We start from the raw sequence: 17051 nt of genomic DNA, 5'->3' as shown, positions 1-17051 counted from the left end.
AGCAAACGCCGTATCGATCGGACAGCCGTGTGTTGAGCGGATGGTTCGCATCGACGGCGATCTGCGGTTGAGGATTTAGGCATCTTTACTTAAAGACCGTTAGAATGCACTCAAAGGCGATGCGCCTTGCACGGAACCCTCTCCCCGCGAACCGAGATGGAACAGTAATGACAGGTTCTTCCGACACCAATATTTTTGATCTGGCGCCGATCGCGATGTGGATCGAGGATTTCAGCGGGGTCACAACGCAGTTCGATCGTTGGCGGGCCGAGGGCGTGGTCGATATCCGCGCCTATCTCAGAGAAGACTTGACGCGTGTCGCCGCCTGCTCCAGCCAAATTCGTGTCCTGCAGGTCAATCGCCGGACACTGGACCTGTTTGAAGCCAGGGATCTCGATCACCTCTCCGCGAACCTGTCGAAGGTCTTTCGCGATGAAATGCTCGACAGCCATGTCAATGAGCTTGCCGAATTGTGGGAGGGCAAGACCGAGTTCAGCAGCAGCGCGGTCAACTACACGCTGTCTGGCCGCAGGCTCGACATTCAGCTGCGCGGCTCGGTGCTACCAGGATACGAGAACACGCTCGGCCGGTTGCTGCTGACGACGGAAGATGTCACGGCGCGTGAGGAGGCGCGCCGCAGCGAACTGGCCAACCGCCGTTACGCCGAAGGTATCTTCGAGCATTCGCCGGTGTCGTTGTGGGTCGAGGACTTCAGTCGCATCAAGTTGCTGCTCGAGGATGTCCGTCATCGAGGGATCGTCGATTTTCGCGTGTTCACGGACGTCCATCCGGAGTTCGTGCGCCAGTGCATGAGCGAGATCAGGGTCATCGACATCAACCAGGCGACGCTCGACCTGTTCTGCGCGCCGGATCGGAACACGTTGCTGCAGCGTCTCGGCGACATTTTCCGCAACGAGATGGAGAAGCACTTCAAGGAGCAGTTGATCGAGCTGTGGAACGGCAATCTTCTGCACCACCGCGAGGTGGTCAATTATGCGCTCGACGGTTCCGAGCGCCACGTCCTGCTGCAATTCTCCGTGCTTCCGGGCCATGAAGGCGACTGGTCGCTGGTCCAGGTGGCGTTGACCGATATCACCGCACGCAAGAAGGCCGAGGCCTATCTCGAATATCTCGGCAAGCATGACGTGCTGACCAAGCTGCACAACCGCGCCTTCTACATGGACGAGCTGAACAGGCTGGAGCGCAAGTCGCTTCGCCCGGTCTCGGCCATCGTCATCGATCTTGATGGCCTGAAAGCGGCCAACGACCAGCTTGGCCACGACGCCGGTGATGCCCTCCTGCGCCGGCTCGGCGAAGTGTTGAACGGTGCGGTGTCGCAGCCCAACCATGCCGCCCGCATCGGCGGCGACGAGTTCGCCATCCTGATGCCGGGTGCCGACCGGCTGGCAGCGGCCACCATGGTCGAGACGATCAACGAACTGTTGAAGATCAACAACCAGTTCTATTCCAACGCTCCCCTCAGCATATCGCTCGGCGTTTCGACCAGCGATACCGGCGAATCGATGGAGGCGCTGGTCAAGCGAGCGGACCTCAGCATGTACGAGCAGAAGCGGGCGCGATACGCCACAAAGGAGAGCCGTGACGCCCAATATGCCAAGGCGGCCAGCGAGCGTGGCGGCGCAGCCTCGGCGGCCTAGCACCGTTTCTGCAGGACTGTCGTGCAGGCAAGGCGCCCTACAGCGCCGCGCGTCTTATTAGACGCGCAAATGTCGCTGTAGCGCTTTGGATTGCTGCATGTTTTTATCCTCAAATCGAATAGGATGTAAGGAAACATGCGTAGGAAGAGAGTGGCACCTACCATCTGGCGCCGTCGATGAGCCGGTGGGGTATGTCTTCCCAGACGGATCGATCGAACAGGCGCATGTTGACACCCATGCGCGTCGCGTCAGTGCCGATCGGCGACCAATGGGTGGTGCAACCGCAGGTGCCGCAATGGTGCATCGTCAACGTGGCATCGCCTTGGACGTAGCCGACGAGCTTGCCCTGCGGGTCGCTGATCGAAACCTCTTCTGCGTTGTAATAGCCCCAAAGCGTGCCTAGTCTTGAACACAGCGAACAGTTGCAGCTGCCAAGTGTGTCAGGGCGGACACGGACGGAAAGGCGAACCGACTTGCAATGGCAATGGCCTTCGATCATGCGACCTTCTTCCCGTTTAGTGTCCTCGTGCAGAAATCCGGATGCGGATGATACCAGATCCCTGGAGCGAACTGTCACAGCCACGGTTGTTCATGGCAATGGCAAAAATTTGGTGGTCGCTAGGATGCGGTCATCGGCTGCACTCCGGCTTGTCGCGACCCGGTACTCACTGGGGTAGCGTCGCGGCAATGACAGAGCAATGGTAAGCCGATCGTCTTCGCATTCGAATTGTTCGCCGATCATGATCGTCAGGCGGCGATTGCCCGTGCCGTCCGCACATGTCTATACTCCGGCCAAGGCTTCAATTTCTGAACAAGCCTCAGCCCGCCCGATGGCCGGACTGTTGTCCGCCGCCTGATGCGTGGTGCCTTTGCGAACTTCGATGCCGCCGCCCTTAATCGAGGGCGTCAATTGCCAGCAAAACCTGTTGTCGCGGGAGAAAAGCATGCGCAGTTCCTGCCTGAATGTTCTGTCCTTCACCCTTATCGCCGCACTCGGCTCGGTTTCGCCATCGGCCGTCAGGGCCGCTTCGCCGGAGCCGGTCAAAGCCGAGCACGGCATGGTCGTCACCGCCCAGCATCTGGCGTCGGACATCGGCGTCGAGGTCCTGAAAAAGGGCGGCAACGCCGTCGATGCGGCCGTAGCCGTCGGCTACGCGCTTGCGGTCGTCTATCCGACCGCCGGCAATATCGGCGGCGGCGGTTTCATGACGATCCGCTTCAAGGACGGAAAAACCACCTTCCTCGATTTTCGCGAGCGGGCGCCCGATGCTGCGACCAAGACCATGTATCTCGATGACAAGGGGCAGTTGGTCACTGGCTTGAGCACCAACGGGTATCTGGCCGTTGGCGTTCCAGGTCCTGTCCTGGGGTTCGAAGTGGCGCGTAGCCGCTACGGCACGCGTCCACTGAAAGAGCTGATCGCGCCTGCCATCGCCCTTGCCAAGGATGGCTTTCGGCTGGAGCAGGGCGATGCCGACTCCTTTGACGGCAAAACCGAGAGGCTGGCCAAGGACCCGGCAGCGGCCGCAATCTTTCTGAAGCCCGACGGCAAACCCTTTGCCGTCGGCGAGACACTGGTCCAGGCGGATCTCGCCGCCTCGCTTACAAGCATCTCCGAAAAGGGAACCGACGCCTTCTACAAGGGGGCGATCGCCGACGCCATCGTCAAAGCAAGTGCCGACAAGGGCGGCATCCTCGCCAAGAAGGATTTCGAGCAATACGCCGTGCGCGAGCTTGAGCCGGTCAAATGCAACTATCGTGGTTATGACATCGTCTCTTCGCCGCCGCCGTCCTCGGGTGGCGTCATCATCTGCGAGATCCTCAACATTCTCGAAGGCTATCCGCTCTCCTATCTCGGTTACGGCTCGGCCGAAACCGTGCATGCGATGATCGAGGCCATGCGCCATGCCTATGTCGATCGCAACACGACGCTTGGAGACCCCGATTTCGTCGAGAACCCGGTCGCCAAACTGCTCGACAAGGCTTACGCGGCCGAGATCCGCGGCAAGATCGACCCGTTCAAGGCTGGCGTCTCGCAGGCGCTGATGCCGGAGGGGTTCGCAGAAAGCAAGGAGACCACCCACTATTCGATCATCGACGACGAGGGCAACGCGGTCGCCGTTACCTATACGCTGAACGGTTCTTTTGGCGCCGGCGTGGTCGCTCCAGGAACCGGAATTCTGCTCAACAACGAGATGGACGATTTCACAGCGAAGCCGGGTGCTCCCAATCTTTACGGGCTCGTTCAGGGCGAGGCGAACGCGATCGCACCGGGCAAGACACCGCTTTCATCGATGAGCCCGACCATCGTCTCCAAGGACGGCAAGCCGTTCATGGTGATCGGCAGCCCCGGCGGAGCGCGCATCATTACGATCACGCTCGAGGCGATCCTCAACGTGGTCGATCACGGCATGAATATTCAGGAGGCCGTCGACGCGCCGCGCATCCATCATCAGTGGCTACCGGACAAAGTGTTCATGGAGCCCTACGCCCTTTCGCCCGATACGCGCAAGCTTCTCTCGGAGATGGGCCATGATGTGCAGATCGACAAGAGCTGGAGCATCTGGGGGCAGGCGACCGGCATCCTTGTTGGCGGCGAAAGCCTGGCCGAAATCAAGGACGGCGGTGGCGCCCGCTACAACGGTGCGGTCGACAGTCGCATCGGCGCGGGTGCTGCCAGAGGCTACTGATCGACCGCCACGGGTCGCCTCGACGGTCAGTCCGGCTTGAAATTGCCGAGATGCTCGACCAGGTTGCGGGCGAGCGGCGAGAGGTCTTCATCCGGCCGCAGGCAGATCGACAGGCGACGCGTCGCCCACTTGTCGGTCAGGCGGAGGGCGGAAATCGCCGTGCGACGGCATCGGCGCGCAGCTGTCTGCGGGACGATGCCGACACCGACATCCTGTGCGGCCAGACCGCAGACATCCTCGAAGCTGCGCACGCGCAGGCGGTAGCTCATCCGGCGGCCGATGCGGGTCGCCTGGCCCTCGATATGGGCCTGCAGGGCACTGCCTTCCCCAAGGCCGACGAAGGCGTGGTCGAGCAGATCCGTGAAGCTGATCTGTCTTGTTTCTGCAAGAACATGGTTCTTGGCGACCACGGCAACCAGCCGGTCGATCGCGAAGGGGATGAGGCGCAGGCCGGTCGCGTCGACGGCATCCGAGATGATGCCGATCTCAGCCCGGCCACCTGAGACGGCCTTGACGATGTCCGCGCTCTGGCGCTCCTTCAGGTCGATATCGGTTTGCGAGTGGGCGCGAAGCCAAGGCCCAAGACGGCCGGGCAGGAACTCGGTGATCGCGGCGGTGTTGGCGAGAAGGCGAATGCTCGCCCGCAATCCCCTGGCGTATTCGCCGAGCTCCCCATGCATATGCTCCATCTGGCGCAGTACGAGCCGGGCATGATGGGCGAGCGCATCGCCGGCGGCGGTCGTGGATACGCCCCTGCGGCCGCGCGCCAGAAGTTTTACGCCGCCGTTCTCCTCCATGCCGCGCAGCCGCTCGCTGGCGGCGGCCAGGGAGAGGTTCGCGACCCCGGCGCCGTGGGTGATGCTGCCTGCCTCGACGACGGCAAGAAACAGGCGAAGGTCGATCAGATCGAAGCGCATGCCGGCACGATAGCGGCAAATGTGCCTTCGGCATAGCCGAAGCCAACCTGCGGATCATCCGCATTGCGCTGTCGCAATGCTTCATGACTTTAGAGCCATGATCGAACTCTCCACATGGCTCACCGGCGCAATTGCTGCCGCCTTTTTCCTCGCCGGCGTGGTCAAGGGCGTGACGGGTATGGGGCTCCCCACCGTCGCCATGGGCGCGCTCGGTGCGCTGTTGTCGCCGATTACGGCCGCCAATCTGCTGATCCTGCCGTCCCTCGTGACAAATGTCTGGCAACTGCTGGCGGGTCCGGCCCTCGGCCCGCTCATGCTGCGGCTCTGGCCGATGATGCTGGCGATCGGCATCGGTACCATCCTCGGCACGGCTCTTCTCGCGGGCGGCGATACGGCCCTGTCGACAGCCATGCTCGGGACGGCGCTTGTGGTCTATGCCGGATATACGCTCATGGCGCGCCCGTTCTCAGTGCCGGCAAGGGCCGAGGTGTGGTTGTCTCCGCCTATCGGCATGATTACGGGCGTGGTCACCGGCTGCACCGGCGTCTTCGTCATGCCGGCGGTGCCGTATCTGCAGGCCCTTGGTCTGGAGAAGGACGACCTGATCCAGGCGCTCGGCCTCTCCTTTACCGTGTCGACGATGACGCTTGCGGCAGGTCTGCTGTGGCGTGGGGCGTTGGAGGCCGACAACCTGCTCCTGTCGGTGGTTGCCATCGTGCCGGCGCTGGCCGGCATGTGGGCCGGGCAGGCGATCCGCCGTCTGGTCAGCCCGACCACGTTCCGCCGGTGGTTCCTGGTCGGTCTGCTGCTTCTTGGCGCGGAGCTGGCCCTGCGACCCTTTTTCTAGCCCTAGAGCGTTTCCGATTTAAACGGAGTCACGGAAACGCTCTACCTTTTTGTTTCCAAGCATTTCCTAACGGAAAACCGCTTCGCACTTTTCCTGGAAATGCTCTCCGATCACGCCACATAGATCGGATTGCTGATGGCGCGGCGCACGGTCTGTAGTTGCAGTTCCACTTCGGTTAATTGCCAGGGCAACCCGCCGCCAAGGGCCGCGGTGAAATCGCCGATTATCTGCGGCCGGCTCTTCTCTGCTGCGATTTCGGCGCGCAGGAACAGGCTCGGCCGCCCGGAGAATTGTCCGACCCAGCGGTCGTCTTCGATGAGATGATCGGCAATCTGCCCTGTCGCGTCGAACCAGAGCAGCCGATCGCCTTTTGCTCCGTGAACGTCGGCCTTCGCGTCGACGGGCCCTCGGATCGTCGAGCCCATCGGCTGGCCATCGACCGAAAGTGCCAAATGCGGTCCATCAGGGCTCTCGGTGATATAGCCAAGCCCGGTCTTCATCGCGGCGAGGATCGCGTTTTCAGAAAGTTCGTCGAGCCACAGCACCGTCGTCGGTCGCGCAAGCACGAGCGGCCCTTCGGGCATCAGCCGGGCCGGCTGGTGGAAGTCGCTGCCGCCGATTGCCGAGATTTTCTTGCCCGAAGCCAGCCGCTGCTGATATCGGCCGAGCGATACCCAGTTCCGGGCCATCCAGTGCGATTGCCAGACTTCCATGCAGTCGATCTCCGGCACGTCGTAATCCCAGGGGATCGTCGGCTTGTCGTGGTTGATCGACAGCATGCCGCCGCGCTCATGCACCATGTCGGCAAGCGTGTGCCCATGTTCGGGCCGGGTCATGCGGAAATCGATCCAGTCGTCGACGCCAAAGACGTTGGCATGGCCGACTGCGGTCGTCACCTCCATCGCACGCACAAAGACGAGGTCGGCGGACGAGTTGGGATGGAAATAGCGGCGCTGGCTGATGGTGTTGTGGTCGGCGACGGCGAGAAAGTCGAGCCCGGCCTGCTTGGCGGCTGCGTGCAGCAATTCGGGCGAGCCTGCCGCATCGGAGTGGAAGGTGTGACAGTGCAGATCGCCGCGATACCAGCCGGCCGCCTTCCTGACGGGGAAGGTGCGCGCGGGCTGCGGTTCGAGCGCGAGAGGCGCATTGTCATGGCTGAACGTCAGCGTGACATCGGCACCTTCTGGCGGAAGCTTGTAAAGGCCGAGCATGACCTGCCAGCGACCGGCAGGCATCTCCCCGTGGATGTAGCCGGGCGTGGCGTCGTCCGTTGCGACGAAAAAGCGGTCGCGGGCGCCGCCGCTCCAGCCGCGAAAGCCGGCGCGGGTCGGATAATCGGTCGCGCGCGGATCAAGCATGCCGAGATCGATGATGCAATCTTCCGCTTTTGCATGGGCCATGGTGACATCGATGCGCGTCGTGCCCTCGGGCACGTCGAAGGGCACGTAAAAGTACGGGTTGGCGGCCTGGTCGGCGCGTGTCACGTGAACGGTGGTCGTCATCATTTGCAGCAGTCCGGACTATTCGCCAAGGACGGGAATGCGGGCGCCGGTGCTGTCGAACAGCGTGACGTGTTCGGCGTCGAAGGAAAGTCGCACCGTCTTGTCTACCCTGATCTCGTCGTCGGTAAAAATGCGGGCCGTGACGCGGCCGGCATCTTTCCGCTCGATCGTCACCAGGCTTTCCGGCCCCATGTTCTCGTTGGCGAAAAGCTCGCCGGTGATGATGTTGCCGTCGTCGGGACGGGCAATGCGCAGATGCTCCGGGCGAACGCCGAGCGTTATCGTTTTGGCGCCGACCGCCTTTGCGATGGCGTCGGAAACCGGCAGTGCCGCGACCGACAGCCCCTCGGCGCGAAGCTGCAGCTTTCCGTCGATGATTGCAGCCTGCGCCGGCACGAGGTTCATCGGCGGGTTGCCGACGAAATTGGCAACGAAGGTGGTGGCCGGGCGCCGATAGATCTCGATCGGCGGCGCGAACTGGACGATCCGGCCCTTGTCCATGACCGCGATGCGGGTGGCGAGCGCCATCGCTTCCGCCTGGTCGTGGGTGACGTAGACGGCGGTCATGCCCATGTCGCGCTGCAGGTGGTTGAGAAACCCGCGTGCTTCCAGGCGCAGCTTGGCGTCGAGGTTGGAGAGCGGCTCGTCGAAGAGATAGACCTGGCTCGGATAGACGAGCGCGCGCGCCAGCGACGTGCGCTGCTGCTGGCCGCCGGAGATCTGGCTCGGCAGGCGCTTCATCAGATCGCCGATCTTCAAGACGTCGGCGACCTCCCTGGCGCGGGCATGACGCTTGTCCTCCGCCTCGCCGCGCACCTTCAGCGGATAGGCGATGTTGTCGGCAAGATTCATGTGCGGATAGAGTGCATAGTCCTGAAAGACCATGGAGATCTGCCGATCCTTCGGGTGCAGGTAGGTCACGTCCTTGCCGCCGATCAGCACCTTGCCGGAGGACGGCGTTTCGAGCCCGGCGATCATGCGCAGGCTCGTCGTCTTGCCGCAGCCGGATGGTCCGAGCAGGCAGACGAACTCGCCGTCAGCAATCGAGAAGCTGATATCGGGCAGGGCGTTGAATGCGCCGAAGCTCTTGGAAACGTTCTGGAATTCGACAGAGGCCATGAGACTGGTTTTCCGATTACGACTTGATGCCACCGAAGAACCGGAAACCGAATTTCCAGTTCACGAAGAGGTAGAGCGCGATGACGGGGAGCGAATAGATGAGTGAGTAGGCGGCAAGCAGTGTGACGATCGGCGTGCCGGCCTCGGAATAGAAGGAATAGATGGCGACGGAGGCGGGCATCAGGCTGTCGCTGCGCAAGAGGATGAAGGGGATCAGGAAGCTTCCCCAGATGTTGACGAAGGCCCAGACGACGACCACGACGATACCCGGCCGGATCACCGGCAGGGCGACGTCGAAGAACGCCTGCAGTGGAGAGGCGCCTGCAACCATCGCGCTTTCTTCATAGGAGCGCGGGATGGCGTCGATGAAGTCGCGCAGGATGAACATGGCTGTCGGCAGTAGCCCACCGGCAAAGACGAGAATGACGGCGAGATGCGTGTCGATCAGTCCGGCCGCAGAAACGATCAGGAAGATCGGCACCATCGCGGCCGAGCCGGAGACCACTGACGAGAACAGCAAGAGCACATAGGTGACTGCGCCTTTTCCGGGGATTGGCGAGCGGGAAAGCGCATAAGCCGCAAGCGTTGCTGCCGCGCCGACGAGGACGACGCCGCCGAAGGCCTGCACCAGGCTGTTGAACAGCGCCTGCATGGCGAAGGTGTTCTGAAACACCGTAGCAAAATTGGCGAACGTGAAGGGTTCCGGGATGGCAAGGCCGAGTTCGGCGCGGGCGTTGAACGGCGCGAAGAGGAACCAGACGAGCGGTAGCGCGAAGATGGTGCCGAGCAGGGCGGCGACCACCGAAAAGCCCATGCGGCGGAAGTAGATACGGGAAGAGAACGGCATCATTCGGCCTCCGCCGGCTTCTTGTGGGCAAGCCTCAGATAGACGAGTGCGAAAGCCAGATTGATGAGCATGATGACCACGCCGACGGCCGCGCCCTTGCCGAACTCGAAATCCTTGAAGGCGATGCGGTAGGTGTAGATCGACAACAGTTCGGTCCGATAGGACGGCCCGCCATTGGTCAAGAGGAACGGCGTGAAGACATTGAAGGTCCACATGGTGATGAGGATCAGATCGGTGACCACATGGCCGCGGATCAGCGGCAGGGCGATATCGCGCAGCTTCTGCCAGGAGGTTGCGCCGGCGACATCCGCCGCCTGGAAATAGCTCGGCGGGATCGACTGGAATGCCGAGTTGAACAGCATCATCGAGAAGGCAGCCCCCCGCCAGGTGTTGAAGAACACGATGACCCAGAAGGGCTGCTGCAGCAGCCAGTCTCCCGGCGGCAGGCCGAGACCGCGCATGATCATGTTCAGCGTTCCGCTGTCATAGTCGAGGAATGCGAACCAGGCGAAGCCGATGACCACTTCCGGCAGGATCCAGGCGGCAATGACGGTCGTCTGCAGAAAGGACTTCATACCGGGCGACACGGACTGGCTGAGCCAGGCGAGGATCAGCCCGAGCAGCGCCTGGCCGATGAGCGCGGAGAGCAGCACGAACTGGATCGTCAGGATCAGCGAAAAGCCGAACTGGCCGCGGGTGAAAAAGGTGGCAGGATTGAAGAGGGCGAAATAGTTCTGGAGACCCACGAAATCCGGGTCGAGCGCGGTCCGTCCAAGCAATGTCCTGTTGGTGAAGGAAACGAAGATCACCCAGAAGAAGGGGATGATGACGAAAACACCGACCAATGCCGTTGCGGGAGCCAGAAAAAGGGCGCCCGCCCGCGTGGACAGTAGCGAGAATTTCTTCATGCGTTGAGTTTCCCATTGCAGGGCGAAGCGGTTCGGCAAGATCACCGGCCGGCCGATCGGCCGACCGGTGATATTAGGCCCGATCAGAGACGGCTGACCGTGTTCTCTTCACCGACGATGGCGATCACGGCGGCCTTGTACTGGGCCATCGCGTCTTCCGGCGACAGTTCGCCCGAGACGACGCTTTCGGTCATGCGCTGGATTTCGGTCGAGACTTTGTTGTAGTTGGCGTCATTGGGACGTGCCGTGGTGATGGGCAGCAGGACCTCGGCGGTCTCGGTCAGGAACGGCGAGTTGGGGATGGTGACGTCGTTTCGAATGCGGATCGCCGGCTGGATCTCCTGGAAGGCGGTGAGCTGCTCCTGGCTGTTCATGAAAGACAAGAGCTCCCAGGATTCCTTCGGGGCGTCGGTATGCGGGTTGATGACGAAGCCGGTGCCGCCGGACATGGTGACGAAGTCCTGGCCGCGCAGGCCCTTGCCTGGTTGCGCCGCCGGCATCTTCTTCCAGGTCATGACATTGTCACGGTCGGCGACCGCGAACTCGGCGTCCGGTGCGGTGACGGAACGATAGAACCAGTCGCCCTCCACCAGCATCGCGGTCTTGCCGTCGCGGAAGTTGGCGAAGGTTCGATTGCGCCCGTCGGCCAAGAGCTGGGCGCGCTGGTCGCCGAGCTTGTCGTCGACATAGATGGTCTTGTAGAGCTTCAGTGTATCGAGGATGCCCTGGCTGGAGACGATGTATTTGCCGGCATCGTCTGTGACCTGCTCGCCGGTGCCGAGCAGCGCCATCCAGTAGCCCTGCATGGTGGTGGCCTCGCCCATGGAGACGCCGGCATTCAGCTGCAGCGGGAAGGAATCCGGCGCCGCCGCCTTGATCTTGCGCGCGGCGTCGAGCAGTTCGTCCCAGGATTTCGGCTGCCACGTCGCCGCGTCGAGGCCCGCCTTCTGGAACAGGTCCTTGCGCACGAAGATCATGCGCGCGTCGGTGCCGAGCGCGATGCCGTAAGGCTTGCCCTGATAGCTCATCAACGCCTTGGTGCCGTCGGAAATGTGGCTCCAGCCTTCCCAGGCATTGACGTCGGCGCCGGCCACTTCTTCAAGCGATTTCAACAGCCCGCCCTGGACGAAGCTCGGGATCAGGAAGCCATCGAAGCCGGAGACATCCGGGCCAGCACCGGTGGAGAAGTCAAGCGCCAGCTGCTGTGTCAGCTGCTCGTCCTCGCCGCCGAACTGATTGAGCTTGACGGTGACGTCCTTGCCTTCGGCCTTCATCTTGGCGGTAAAGGCCGGAATGACCTTGTTTTCGATCCACTCGGCCATGCCGCTGTTGACCCCTCCGACAACGCATCGGCAGGTGATGTTGAGCTCGGTTGCCATCGCCGGCCCGGACAGGGCCATGATGGCCGCCGCGCTCAGCAAATATGACTGAATCCTTCTGCGCATTGAAACTCCTCCCACGGTGGTCCGGTTCTCCGGACCGTTTCGGCTGCGGTGCATCCGGGCTGGAATCGGCCTCCTCCGGTCAATCCCATCCCGTCTGAACTTAAGAATGAACACGCTTTCATTTTTGTCAACACGCCATGAAGTGGATTCTGGTGATGAGGCTTATACGAGTTCATGCTCTCCGGGTTTTGCCGTCTATGAGGTGATTTCTACTGACATCTTGACGGAAGCGCGATCATTGGTGCAGGTTGAATTGAACACGTTTTCATTTTTGCGCAGAGCACTACCCCATGAGCGAGAAAACCGACAGGAAAGCAGGACGCGCCACGGCCGATCTGGTGGCACGAGAGGCCAATGTCTCGCGCGTCGCTGTCTCGCGCGCCTTCAATCCGAATGCGTCCCTGAAGCCGGAGAAGCGAGATCGCATCCTGAAGGTGGCACGTGAGTTGAACTATACGCCTGACATGGCCGCGCGTTCGCTGGTAACCAGGCGCTCGCATCTCGTCGGCATGATCGTTCCCGATGTCTGCAGCCCCTGGGAAAGCCAGGAGATCGACGCCTTGACGACCGCGCTGCAGGCAGAGGGCTTCGCGACACTTCTGTTCAAGGCGAAAGCCGATTTCAGCATGGACCCGATGCTGCTGACCTATATGCGCGGCTTCAATCCCGACTCGGTCATCGCCTTTACCGAGAATATCGAGCCTGATGTTCTGAGCGGCTTTCTCGATCGTGCCGTTCCGATCTACGTGATCTATGACGACGCGGATGCGTTTGCCGGCAGGGCGTCCGAAACACTCTATGACCGTCTTCTCGTGCGGCAGAAGGACGGCATCGAACAGGCGGTCGCCTTGCTGCAAGGCTATGGTGCCCGTCGCATCGCCTATCTCGGCGGCAAGAAGCAATCCCTTGCCAATACCGAACGCGAGCGGATGATCGCGCAGGTGCTGGCCGAGCGCGGCATGGCGCCGCCGGTTATCGTCCCCGGTGACTACACCTACGACACCGCCTATCGCTCGACGCTTGATCTCTTCCGGGTCGGATCCGGCGCCGATGCGATCTTTGCGGCCAACGACGTCGGGGCGTTCGGCGCGATCGATGCCCTCAGGCACGAACTCGGCCTTTCAGTGCCTGGCGATGTCAAGGTCGTCGGCTTCGACGACATCCCGCAGGCACATTGGAAAAGTTACAATTTGACCACCGTCCGCATCGATCTCGACGATCGCGTTCGCGCCCTTGTCCGGTTGATCCTTCGACGTCTCAAGACGCCGGATGCCGACTCCCTGGTCGAAACCCTGACCACCCGCCTCGTCGTTCGCGGCACCGTCGGCTGAATGGAAGAACATGACAGAAAAACGCGTGCATCTGGTCTTCAAGACCCATCTCGACATTGGCTTCACCGATCACGCGGAAAAGGTGCGTCGCCAGTACCACGACCGGTTCATTCCGCAGGCGATCGAGACGGCCGAGCATTTTTATGCCGAGGATCCGCGAGATCCGAAGTTCGTCTGGACGACCGGTGCCTGGCTGATCTGGGATCACCTGACGTCGCGTTCGGCCGCGGAGGTGAAGAAGCTCGAGCGGGCAATCGATCTCGGACTGATCCGCTGGCATGGCCTGCCGTTCACCACACATACGGAGTTGATGTCGCCGGAGCTCTTTCGCGCCGGCCTTTCCTATTCACAGGAACTCGATCGGAGGTTCGGCAAGAAGACGATTGCGGGCAAGATGACGGACGTGCCGGGGCATACGCTCGGCATGGTGCCGCTGCTGGCCGAGGCCGGCATTCGCTTCCTGCATCTCGGCGTCAACACCGCGTCGCCGCCGCCTGAAACACCTGACATCTTTCGCTGGCGTGCGCCCGGCGGCGCAGAAATCGTCGTCATGTATCAGCGATCCTATGGGGAGACTTATTTCCCCGAAGGTTTTGCCGACGGCCTGAGCTTTGCCCACACAAGCGACAATATCGGTCCGCAAAGCGTGCCGCAGACCGCCGAGGTCTATCGCGACATGCGCCGCGAACAGCCGGATGCGACCGTCCGCGCGGCAACGCTCGAAGATTATGGCGCGTTGATCTGGGATGCGCGGGAAGCTTTTCCCGTCGTCGAGCACGAGCTTGGCGACAGCTGGATCCACGGCAGCGCCTCCGATCCGGTAAAGACCGCCCGTTTCCTAGCGCTTCAACGGCTTTACGACCGGTTCGCAGCCGAAGGCCTGACCGCCAGCCGCCTGGCTTTCGGGCAGAAGCTGACGATGGCGGCCGAACATACCTGCGGCGTCGATATCAAATCCTATCTGCGCGACGACACGGCCTGGTCTCGGCCCGACTTTGAGGCCGCCCGCAAGACCGACCACCGCTTTGCCTATACGGAAGCCTCCTGGCGCGAACAGCGCGCCTATCTTGATGACGCTCGCTCAGTGCTCGACGGCCCGGACGCAGCGGCAGCCGATGCCGCCTTGGCCGAATTGACCGTACCGGCCCTGATAGCCAGAGGAGACAGGCGGACCAGTCTCGCCTGTGGCAGCTGGTCGATCGAGCTCGAACCTTCGACCGGAGACATTCTTTCGCTGACTGCCCCGTCCGGGAAGTACATGGCTGGCCGGTCAGGTCCGCTGATCGCCTATCGCTACGAGAGCTATGACGCTACCGACGTCAACAGGCACATGGACACCTATCTGACTCATCGCCAGGAATGGGCGATCCTCGATCACGACAAGCCGGGTCTTGCCCGGTCCGGCGCGGCTCTGTCCCGTGTCTTTACGCCGACCTTTCAGGCAGCGGACGCATCCGGCCTGCTCCTGTCCATGCCTGAGCAGGCGGTTGCCGGTTACGGCGCGCCGCGCCATGTCGCTCTCGCCTTCTCAGGCGAAGACGACACGCTCGAACTTCACCTGACCTTGCACGAAAAAAGCGCCAACCGCATGCCGGAGGCGAGCTTTCTCTCCTTTATGCCAGCAGGCGATGTCGCGTGGAGCCTGCGAAAAATGGGGCTCTGGCACAAATCCGGCAACGCCGCTGCCGGTGGCGGCGCGCAACTTCAGGCGGTCACCGGCGTTCGCGGCGATCTTGCTTCGGGTGGTTCGTTGTCGATCGAGCCGCTCGACACGCCCCTGGTCGCGCCCGAGGCTTGGGACTTTATGACGTTCTGCAAGACATTGCCGGACTTCAGCGAAGGCGTTCGTTTCAACATCCACAACAACAAGTGGGGAACGAACTTCCCGATGTGGTGGGAGGGCGATTTTTCCGCCCGCTTCCGGCTGCGATTGGACGACTGAATGCGAAGCCGACGGGCGGCGATTGAGATGAGAGCGCTGCTGCCCGGGCATGCGAGCTAGCCCGTTCGAATGCCTACGTTGTGCGAGGTCGGGTTGTATGCCCGGAAACCTCGGCGCCCGCCTCCCGAGGCAGGCCAAGAAAACGCAAGCTCGAGACGATGCCGATCGACGCAACCACCAGAAACGCCCAGCGGAAGTCCGCAAGGGCTGCCGTTTCGCCGCCGCGAAGGGCTTGCGACAGATTGAGAACGGCGGCGGCAACCGCAACGCCCAGAAGCATGGCCACCTGCTGGAGCATGCTCGACAGGGTTGACGCCGAGCTGCGCTGGCTCGCGTTGATATCGGCAAAGCCAAGGGTATTGAGTGCGGTAAACTGCATCGAGCGGAAGAGCCCGGCAGCAAATAGCAGCAGAAGCGTCAGCAGTTGTGGCGTATCCGTTGAAAGCATCGCGCAGGCGCCGATCGCCAGTGAGGCGAGCAGGCCATTGCCGACGAGTATGCTGCGGAAGCCGAAACGGCGCAGCAACGGCGTGGTCGCCGTTTTCATCGCGAGATTTCCGGCGAAGTAGGCGAGCACATAGATGCCGGTCTGGATCGGAGCGAGGCCGAAGCCGACCTGGAAGAGCAGCGGAATCAGAAATGGCGTCGCATTGATCGCGACCCGGCAGGCGGTGCCGGCCGACAGTGTCGACATAGCAAAGGTCTGAACCTTCAAGGCGGAGAGATTAAGCAGCGGATTGGTGATTGACTTGAAGTGCCGTGTCGCCAAGACCCCGATGGCAGCACCTGTTGCCAGCAGCAGGACGATCGCCAATGCATTGGCTGTGCCGTGGACGAAGGCTTCGAGCCCGGCCAGAACCAGTGTGAGGCTGGTCGACGACAACCCGAAGCCCTTGGCGTCGAGGCGGCGCGTCGCTTCCTCGCGCTGATCCGGAACGAAACGCAGCACCAGCGCCAGGCCGATCAGTCCGATCGGGATGTTGATCAGAAAATTCCAGTGCCAGCTGAAGTAAGTAGTGATGACGCTGCCGAGAAGCGGGCCTACGACCGGGGCAATCAGTGCCGGCCAGGTGATGAGCGCGATCGCGCCGACAAGCTCCGACTTGCGGGCGTTCTTCAACACGATGATCCGGCCGACCGGCGTCATCAACGCGCCGCCGATGCCCTGCACCGCGCGTGCAGCGATGAACTGGCCGAGGCTTCCCGACAATCCACAAAAGAGCGACGCGAGGGTAAAAATGGCGATCGCGACGAGGAAGACGTTGCGCGCCCCGAAGCGATCGCCGAGCCAGCCGGAGAGCGGAATGAAGGCCGCCATCGTCAGCATATAGACGGTGATGCCGATGCTCATGGCGACGGGCTGGACGCCGAAGGAAGCCGCCATCTGCGGCAACGAGGTAATGACGATCGTCCCGTCGAGCATCTGCATGAAGAAGGCGATGGCGACGACGAGTGCGACGATGCGGGAATTGAAGCTGGCGGATGCGTCGGAAGCGTCCGTGCCGGAGGGGATCGTCGTCATCTGATCAGCACCGGCCTGTGTTGCGAACAAGGATTCGGATAACCGACGGGAAGGAAGGGGAGCGCTCGATTGTAGTGGAATACGACATCATAGGGGCGGTTCAGAGCTGATCACGGTTTCGCCGATCCACGGCTTTAAATGCGGATCGCGGTGATAGAAGGGCGGGCCACTCTACCGGTTGGCGCCAACGCCCTATATGCCTCGTCCGACGTGTGGATGTCGATGCATTTGTCGCAATCGATGCAGTCTTTGAAACACTTTACCTCGGACATGAACTTCTGCGCGCCCATAGCGACGCACAAGCTGAACACCCGGCGGGAAGG

General features: G+C 61.9%; 14 protein-coding genes. 5 read left to right on the top strand and 9 right to left on the bottom strand.

All coding sequences use genetic code 11. The annotated features are described in order from the left end of the window. Positions 1-167 precede the first annotated feature (167 nt). Positions 168-1658 (top strand): sensor domain-containing diguanylate cyclase, encoded by a 1491-nt coding sequence (locus ASD52_RS17875; protein WP_057225019.1) that lies wholly within the window; start codon positions 168-170, stop codon positions 1656-1658. A gap of 157 nt (positions 1659-1815) precedes the next feature. Here the strand turns inward: ASD52_RS17875 and ASD52_RS17870 are convergent, their stop codons facing one another. Both ASD52_RS17870 and ASD52_RS38515 read right to left on the bottom strand, forming a co-directional pair. Then, on the bottom strand, positions 1816-2157 hold the full coding sequence (locus ASD52_RS17870) for a GFA family protein (RefSeq protein ID WP_025428289.1): 342 nt from the start codon (positions 2155-2157) through the stop codon (positions 1816-1818). A gap of 282 nt (positions 2158-2439) precedes the next feature. Continuing rightward, positions 2440-2604: a hypothetical protein gene (locus ASD52_RS38515; protein ID WP_156408417.1), complete on the bottom strand. Its 165-nt coding sequence runs from the start codon at positions 2602-2604 to the stop codon at positions 2440-2442. Here ASD52_RS38515 and ggt point away from each other — a divergent pair. After that, the gene (gene ggt / locus ASD52_RS17865) at positions 2603-4348 is read left to right on the top strand and encodes a gamma-glutamyltransferase (protein ID WP_057225017.1); all 1746 of its coding nucleotides are present in this window, start codon (positions 2603-2605) and stop codon (positions 4346-4348) included. The two genes, ASD52_RS38515 and ggt, sit on opposite strands and share 2 nt — an antisense overlap. 26 nt (positions 4349-4374) lie before the next feature. Here the strand turns inward: ggt and ASD52_RS17860 are convergent, their stop codons facing one another. After that, on the bottom strand, positions 4375-5265 hold the full coding sequence (locus ASD52_RS17860; RefSeq protein WP_057225015.1) for a LysR family transcriptional regulator: 891 nt from the start codon (positions 5263-5265) through the stop codon (positions 4375-4377). 97 nt (positions 5266-5362) lie between these two features. Here ASD52_RS17860 and ASD52_RS17855 point away from each other — a divergent pair, with 97 nt between their 5' ends. Continuing rightward, positions 5363-6112 carry a sulfite exporter TauE/SafE family protein gene (locus ASD52_RS17855; protein WP_057207406.1) on the top strand — a complete coding sequence of 250 codons (750 nt, stop codon included), beginning with the start codon at positions 5363-5365 and terminating at the stop codon, positions 6110-6112. A 110-nt stretch (positions 6113-6222) separates the two neighbouring features. On the opposite strand, the gene ASD52_RS17850 is transcribed toward ASD52_RS17855, so the two are convergent. From ASD52_RS17850 to ASD52_RS17830, 5 genes are all read right to left on the bottom strand, one after another. Beyond that, positions 6223-7617, bottom strand: coding sequence for a CehA/McbA family metallohydrolase (locus tag ASD52_RS17850; protein ID WP_057225013.1), 1395 nt, complete (start codon positions 7615-7617; stop codon positions 6223-6225). Between the two features lie 15 nt (positions 7618-7632). Then, complete coding sequence (locus tag ASD52_RS17845; protein ID WP_057220694.1) at positions 7633-8733, bottom strand: ABC transporter ATP-binding protein; 1101 nt, start codon at positions 8731-8733, stop codon at positions 7633-7635. Positions 8734-8749: 16 nt separating this feature from the next. Further along, positions 8750-9580: a carbohydrate ABC transporter permease gene (locus tag ASD52_RS17840; protein WP_025428295.1), complete on the bottom strand. Its 831-nt coding sequence runs from the start codon at positions 9578-9580 to the stop codon at positions 8750-8752. Continuing rightward, entirely contained in the window at positions 9580-10488 is a 909-nt protein-coding gene (locus tag ASD52_RS17835) for a sugar ABC transporter permease (RefSeq protein WP_025428296.1), read from the bottom strand. Before ASD52_RS17835 ends, ASD52_RS17840 begins: the two co-directional genes overlap by 1 nt. Positions 10489-10571: 83 nt before the next feature. Then, complete coding sequence (locus ASD52_RS17830) at positions 10572-11933, bottom strand: extracellular solute-binding protein (protein WP_025428297.1); 1362 nt, start codon at positions 11931-11933, stop codon at positions 10572-10574. A gap of 290 nt (positions 11934-12223) precedes the next feature. Between ASD52_RS17830 and ASD52_RS17825 the strand changes: the two genes are divergently transcribed. Together ASD52_RS17825 and ASD52_RS17820 are read left to right on the top strand one after the other, a co-directional pair. Then, positions 12224-13264, top strand: a complete 1041-nt coding sequence (locus ASD52_RS17825; RefSeq protein ID WP_025428298.1) for a LacI family DNA-binding transcriptional regulator — start codon at positions 12224-12226, stop codon at positions 13262-13264. Positions 13265-13274: 10 nt separating this feature from the next. Continuing rightward, positions 13275-15206, top strand: coding sequence for a DUF5054 domain-containing protein (locus ASD52_RS17820; RefSeq protein WP_057225011.1), 1932 nt, complete (start codon positions 13275-13277; stop codon positions 15204-15206). A gap of 73 nt (positions 15207-15279) precedes the next feature. Here ASD52_RS17820 and ASD52_RS17815 read toward each other — a convergent pair whose 3' ends face one another. After that, positions 15280-16728, bottom strand: a complete 1449-nt coding sequence (locus tag ASD52_RS17815; RefSeq protein WP_057225009.1) for an MFS transporter — start codon at positions 16726-16728, stop codon at positions 15280-15282. Positions 16729-17051 lie beyond the last annotated feature (323 nt).

Source organism: Ensifer sp. Root142 (assembly GCF_001426785.1).
In the GTDB taxonomy this organism is placed as follows: Bacteria; Pseudomonadota; Alphaproteobacteria; order Rhizobiales; family Rhizobiaceae; genus Ensifer; species Ensifer canadensis.
This window is presented reverse-complemented; position numbering and strand designations above follow the sequence as displayed.